Source organism: Ferroacidibacillus organovorans, from assembly GCF_001642725.1.
GTDB classification, from domain to species: domain Bacteria; phylum Bacillota; class Bacilli; order Alicyclobacillales; family SLC66; genus Ferroacidibacillus; species Ferroacidibacillus organovorans.
In genome coordinates, this window is sequence record NZ_LSUQ01000095.1 from 1 (window position 1) to 6,519 (window position 6,519).

5 protein-coding genes and 2 tRNA genes are annotated in these 6,519 nt (G+C 54.0%); all 7 read left to right on the forward strand.

Annotation, left to right across the window (positions count from 1 at the left end; translation table 11 throughout):
- The coding region (locus tag AYW79_RS14940; protein WP_197467737.1) for a 3'-5' exonuclease at positions 1-1,053 on the forward strand (1,053 nt) is incomplete at its 5' end.
- A gap of 85 nt (positions 1,054-1,138) precedes the next feature.
- Positions 1,139-1,213: transfer RNA gene (locus tag AYW79_RS14945), tRNA-Asn, on the forward strand.
- 7 nt (positions 1,214-1,220) lie between these two features.
- Positions 1,221-1,314: transfer RNA gene (locus AYW79_RS14950), tRNA-Ser, on the forward strand.
- Positions 1,315-1,660: 346 nt separating this feature from the next.
- A complete protein-coding gene (gene leuS / locus AYW79_RS14955) occupies positions 1,661-4,087 on the forward strand; it encodes a leucine--tRNA ligase (protein ID WP_067567593.1) in 2,427 nt (808 codons plus the stop codon).
- A 50-nt stretch (positions 4,088-4,137) separates the two neighbouring features.
- A complete protein-coding gene (dapF, locus tag AYW79_RS14960) occupies positions 4,138-5,004 on the forward strand; it encodes a diaminopimelate epimerase (RefSeq protein ID WP_067567597.1) in 867 nt (288 codons plus the stop codon).
- Positions 4,992-5,954 (forward strand): DMT family transporter, encoded by a 963-nt coding sequence (locus AYW79_RS14965; protein WP_067567600.1) that lies wholly within the window; start codon positions 4,992-4,994, stop codon positions 5,952-5,954. Before dapF ends, AYW79_RS14965 begins: the two co-directional genes overlap by 13 nt.
- Positions 5,955-6,059: 105 nt before the next feature.
- The coding region (locus tag AYW79_RS16225; protein WP_231877930.1) for an AAA family ATPase at positions 6,060-6,519 on the forward strand (460 nt) is incomplete at its 3' end.

Sequence of the window (6,519 nt, forward strand, 5' to 3'; positions counted from 1 at the left end):
GTGCTATACCGCGCAAACGCACAGTCGCGCGCCGTAGAGGATGTGCTCCTGCAAGCGGCGATACCTTATCACGTTGTGGGTGGCATGACGTTTTATGATCGACGCGAAATCAAGGATGTGATGGCGTATCTCAGGGCGATTGCCAATCCGCAAGACGAGATTTCTCTCTTGCGGATCATCAATGTCCCCAAGCGTTCGATTGGCGAGGGGAGCATCCGCAAGCTGCTCGATTATGCGCATGATGAGGATTTGACGTTGATGGATGCGATCAAGCGGGCTAAGCTTGTCGATCAGCTTAAGTCGGCGGAGCAAGTTGCGCGTTTTGCTGAGATGATCGAGCACCTTCAAGAGCGCATGATTGGGGCGACCGTCACGGAATTTCTGCACGATGTACTGCGAACGAGCGGCTATCGCGAAATGTACGCGCAGAGTTCGAAGGAGGAAGATCGCACGCGTCTTGAAAACATTGATGAGTTAGATCGCATCACGCGATCGTTTGACCGCAGGCGACGCGGAACCGTACTTGATTTTCTCGCGGAGACGAGCTTGATGACCGATGTCGATCGCAATGAAAATGACGAGCGCGATGCTGTGCGCCTGATGACGGTTCACGCGTCAAAGGGGCTGGAATTTCCGGTAGTCTTTGTGCTCGGGGTTGAAGAGACTGTCTTTCCGCACAGCCGTTCGCTCGACACGATTGATGGGGTTGAGGAAGAGCGCAATCTTTTTTATGTCGCGGTAACGCGGGCTAAAGATAAACTGCATCTCTCTTACTGTCTTGAGCGCAGCACGTTCGGTCAGGTACACATGAATGATCCTTCGCGTTTTTTGCAGGAGATACCGGAAGAATACACGGAGCGCACAGGGGCCGATCCTGTACAAGAGGCACGCTTTGAGATCGGGATGACCGTGCGCCACCCGCAGTACGGAGTGGGCGTCGTCACGGATCTTTCGGGCGTTGGTGAAGAGCAGATGCTCACGATCACGTTTCGCTCAAAATATGGAACAAAAGAGATTGTGCCGCGTATCACCCGTCTGCGCGTTTTAGGGTAGGTTGCGTTTGGCGCAGCAGGTTCTATCGTAAAGGACTTGCATTCTGCAAAGAATCCCTATATAATTCAAGAGCGTTATGAAGCGTTCCTCGATAGCTCAGCGGTAGAGCATCCGGCTGTTAACCGGAGGGTCGTAGGTTCAAATCCTACTCGAGGAGCCAATGTTTTGGAGTGATGGCCGAGTTGGTCGAAGGCGCTCGCCTGCTAAGCGAGTATACGCTGTAAAGGCGTATCGAGGGTTCGAATCCCTCTCACTCCGCCACCAAAGCGAATGCCGACTAGGCATTCGCTTTTCTTGTGTTTTGATAAAAAACAGCGTATACTTCCAAAAAATCAGTGCTATTGCCACAGTGAGGGATCTCAGTAGCGACAAGGCGCGTTCAGAGAATTGGCGGATGTGCGAGCCAATCGCAAGCGGTCGTGAAACTCAATCCGGAGTGGTCAAGGTCGCCCCTTTATCGGCGTTGAGTGAGGGCTTTCGTCCTAAGCAGGGTGGTACCGCGGAGTGACTTCCGTCCCTGTGTGGGTGGGTCTTTTTTTATTTGAATATCCTCTTTATACGAATCGGTTTAGATGTGCGCATGAATGCGCAACAGGAGGCAGCGGCTATGGGATATGAACCGAACATCATTGAACCAAAATGGCGAAAAGTGTGGAACGAGGCTCACTTAAATGAAGCGCGCGATGACAGCGCGCGTCCGAAGTATTACTGTCTTGATATGTTTCCCTACCCGTCTGGGTCTGGTCTGCACGTCGGGCACTGGCGCGGCTATGTACTTTCGGATGTGTTTAGTCGCTATAAGCGATTGCGTGGCTACGAAGTGCTACATCCGATGGGGTGGGACGCGTTTGGGCTTCCTGCCGAGAATGATGCGATCAAAAAAGGCATCCATCCGTCGGTCGGAACTGCTCGCAATATCGCAAACTTTAAATTGCAGCTTGAACAGATGGGCGCGATGTTTGACTGGACGCGTGAAATCAACACCAGTTCTCCTGAATACTATAAATTCACACAGTGGATCTTTTTGCAGTTGTTTGACATGGGATTGGCATATCGCAAAGAGATGCCGATCAATTGGTGCCCGAGCTGTAAAACGGGACTCGCGAATGAAGAAGTGGTAGACGGCGCGTGTGAGCGTTGTGGCGCGGAAGTGACAAAAAAGAATCTGAATCAATGGATGCTTCGCATCACAGCGTATGCCGAGCGATTGCTCACCGATCTTGAAACCCTTGAGTGGCCCGACAAGGTTAAAAAAATGCAGGCGAATTGGATCGGAAAAAGCGAAGGCGCACGCATCCGCTTTGCAGTAAAAGGAGACACCGATCAACAGATTGAGGTGTTCACGACACGGCCCGACACGTTGTACGGCGCAACGTACATGGTGCTGGCGCCAGAGCATCCACTCGTTGAGGTGATCACGACAGTTGAGCAACACGCTTTCGTGCAAAAGTACGTGCGCGAAGCGCTCGCAAAAAGTGCGCTGACGCGGCAGATGCAGGATAAATCAAAAACGGGCCAGTTTACAGGTGCGTATGCGATCAATCCGATCAACGATGAGGCGTTGCCGATTTACATCGCGGACTATGTGCTTATGGACTATGGGACGGGCGCCATCATGGCCGTTCCAGGGCACGATGAGCGCGACTTTGCGTTTGCAGTTGCGTATCAATTGCCGATTCGCCGCGTGATTGCAGAAAAGGGCGTTGCCGCGAACGTTCCGCTCAAGGAGGCGTATACGGGGGAAGGGTTGCTCGTACACTCTGCTGCGTTTGACGGACTTAGTATCACAGAAGGAAAGCGGGCGATTCTCGCTCATCTGGAGGCGAGCGGTCGCGCAGAAGCTGTTGTCTCCTACAAGTTGCGGGATTGGGTGTTTGCGCGGCAGCGCTATTGGGGGGAACCGATTCCGCTGATTCACTGCGCGTCGTGCGGAACCGTGCCGGTTCCTGAGTCAGATCTTCCGGTGCTTCTCCCGGATGTTGAGCGCTATGAGCCGACGGGGACAGGCGAGTCGCCGCTCGCGGCGATGGAGTCGTTTGTACAGACCACGTGTCCGAAGTGTCAAGGTCCTGCGCGGCGCGAGACAGATACGATGCCACAGTGGGCAGGCTCATGTTGGTACTTTTTGCGGTTTGCTGATCCGCACAATCAAGAGCAGCTATTTTCCAAAGAAAAGGTGGATCACTGGCTGCCGGTTGATATGTATATTGGTGGGGTAGAGCACGCTGTGCTCCATCTCCTCTATGCGAGATTTTTTACAAAAGTGCTCTACGATCGCAAGGTAATCTCCTTTAATGAGCCATTTTTACGGCTGTTTAATCAAGGGATGTTGACGCTCAATGGCGCGAAAATGTCAAAATCAAAAGGCAATGTCGTTTCGCCTGATGAATTGGTTGAACGCTATGGCACTGATACGGTGCGACTCTACGAACTCTTCGTGGGTCCCCCGGAAGTGGACGCAGAGTGGAACCCGCGCGCGATTGACGGTATGGCGCGCTTTCTCTCTCGCGTCTATCGACTGATGGAAGAGCGCACCGTGCACGCCGTAGGTCGTCAACACGCGGAGCGCGCCGTATTGAAGGCGCGTCATCGCTTGATCAAACAAGTGACGGAGCGGATCGAATCATTCCGGTTTAATACAGTGGTTAGCGCGTTTATGGAGTTTGTTAGCGTCATGAACGATCAAAGCGGGGCGCTTGACCGGGAGACGCTTGAGGCGTTTGTCATCTGTATGAGTCCACTCGCGCCGCATTTGGCCGAGGAGTGCTGGCGAATGCTCGGCCACAAGACGTCTGTTTTCCTTGCGGAATGGCCTGTGTTTGATCCTTCTTATCTGCAAGAAGATGAGGTTGAGATCGTGATCCAGGTGAACGGAAAGATCAAGGACAGAGTGACGGTGGCGATGGATGCACCGCTTGACGCTTTGCTTGAACAGGTCAAAGCGCGCGAGCTGGTTGATCGCGCATTGGCTGGAAAAGCGATCGTCAAGCCGATCTATGTTCCAGGAAAGCTGTTGAATCTCGTCGTGCGTTAAATGGTGGGGTGTCTAAGCTTACGTTTCAAGAATCGGGAGGGGATGCCGGGATGCGCTTTACGAAAATGCACGGACTTGGTAACAACTACATTTATGTCGATCTCTGGCAGGAAGAGATTCCAGAAGATGCGCTCTCGCCCCTCGCAATCGCCGTGGCCGATGTGAATCGTGGTATCGGCTCGGATGGACTGATCACCATCGGTCCATCGACAGTCGCTGATGCACAGATGAGAATTTTTAATGCGGACGGCTCAGAGTCGCAAAACTGTGGAAACGGAATCCGCTGTGTCGGGAAGTATCTCTACGACCACGCTTTGACGAAAGCGACGGCGATTACGGTGGAGACGAAAGCGGGCATCATGAAACTTGATCTGCACATCGGTTCAAGCGACCTCGTCTCTGCGGTAACCGTTGATATGGGTCCGGCACGCTTGCGACGCGCCGATCTGCCAGTTCTCTCTGGTGCGCCTGATGAAACGGCGCTGCGCGATGAACTCACGGTGAATGGAGAAACGCTTCAGTTTACAGGTGTCTCGATGGGCAATCCGCACGCAATCTTTTTTGTTGACGATGCCAAAACGCACCCTGTTGAGGTATACGGTCCAAGGGTGGAGCGGCATGAGCTCTTTCCGGAGCGTGTGAACGTTGAGTTTGTCACGATGAAAAATCGCCGCGAGATTGACTTTCGCGTGTGGGAGCGCGGATCTGGAGTCACGCAGGCGTGTGGCACTGGCGCGTGCGCGGCGGTTGTCGCGGCATGCCTGCATCACGTGTGTGACCGCGAAGAGGATATCACGGTTCATCTGCTCGGAGGCGATCTTTTGATCCGGTATAATCACGATGGGCATGTCTATATGACAGGTCCCGCAGAAGAAATCTGCACTGGAAATTGGCCGCACGAACCGTGGCGCGCGTGAGTCAAATGCGCCTAGCGGTGATCGCGTTGCTCGTGGTCAGCGCGATCTGGGGCGCGCACGCGGTCATCGGCGCAAATGTCGAGCGTGTGATCGCTCCTCTGCCGCTCACCGTCGGACGTTTTACCGTCACCGCGCTTTGCTTTCTTCCCTCTACGTATCACGCGCGCAAAAGGTTTCGTCAGATGAGTATGCGCACGTGGCTCACGCTCGCTGCGGCAGGTCTTTCGGTAGCCGTTTTTTACCCGCTCTTTTATTATCAGTCCCTCTTGACGCTCTCGCCCGTCGAATCGCTGTTGATCATCAACGCGGCACCGATTCTCGCCGCATTTTTGGCGTTTGTGTTTTATCGGGAGCGCTTAACACGCAAACAACTGCTTGGCATGGGAATCGCTCTGTGTGGGGTCATCCTTATCGCGACGCAGGCCAGTGGGCGCGGACACGCCAGTTTAGCTGCGCTACTTGACGCCGTGATCGGTATGGCATCCTTCGCGTTTTACACGGTCATCTCGCGAAAGCTTTTTCAAGCGTTGCCGCGGTTTGATGTGCTCGGCATCACGTCGGTGTTCGGTGCAATCGTGCTGTGGTTTATCGCTTTTGTTCAGGGCAAAGTAAGCGTTGTCGTGCAGTCATACGCTCACTTCTCCCTCGCTTCCTGGTTAGGATTTTTCTTTATCGCGCTCTTTGTCAGTGTCATCGCCTATACGCTTTTTGGGTACGCGTTGCCGCGCGTGCCGACAGGGCTGTCTGCAAGCCTGACCTTTTATCCTCAGGCGCTGTTCGCCGCGCTCCTGCAGTGGCTCATCATCGGACAACTCCCGTCACAGCGCACGTTTCTCGGCGGTGGAATCCTTTTGATTGGCACGTTTTTGCTGCAAAACGCAAAGCGGAAGGCGGGCGCCGAAAGCCCGCTCGAAGAAACACTTAGCAAGGATCGTTCGTCCTCAACCTGACAGGGCGCCCTAGGCTCATGCACAGAACCTGAGGCATCTGCGTAGGATGGCATTCACCGCACACAGTTTGGCGGTGATCCTTATGCAGATAGGCGAGGGAATGGTGTGACGCGAATTGTGCTTTCAAGAAATGAGCGAAGTGGCCGCGCGTGGCCTGATGATGCGTATGAACGTGTAGAGGATGCTCGTGATTTGGTCAGACGACGCTCCGATCCCCGGGCTGTCAGCCAGAAACCACCTGTCGCGGATGTCGACAAGAATGCGCTCTTAGAACCCTTGCACCGCCTCATTGGATTGAGTGAAGTCAAGGCGATGATTGAAGAGTTGTACGCGTACGCGCTGATTCAAAATAAGCGTCGCGTGCATCAGCTGCGATCGGATAGCAGCGTCTGGCATATGGTTTTTACGGGAAAGCCAGGAACGGGCAAAACGACGGTTGCGCGTATCCTCGGACAAATGTTTGCAGCGCTTGGCGTGCTTTCCAAAGGACACTTGGTGGAAGCGGAGCGCGCTGATCTTGTCGGTGAATACATTGGCCACACCGCGCAAAAGACGCGCACCCTGC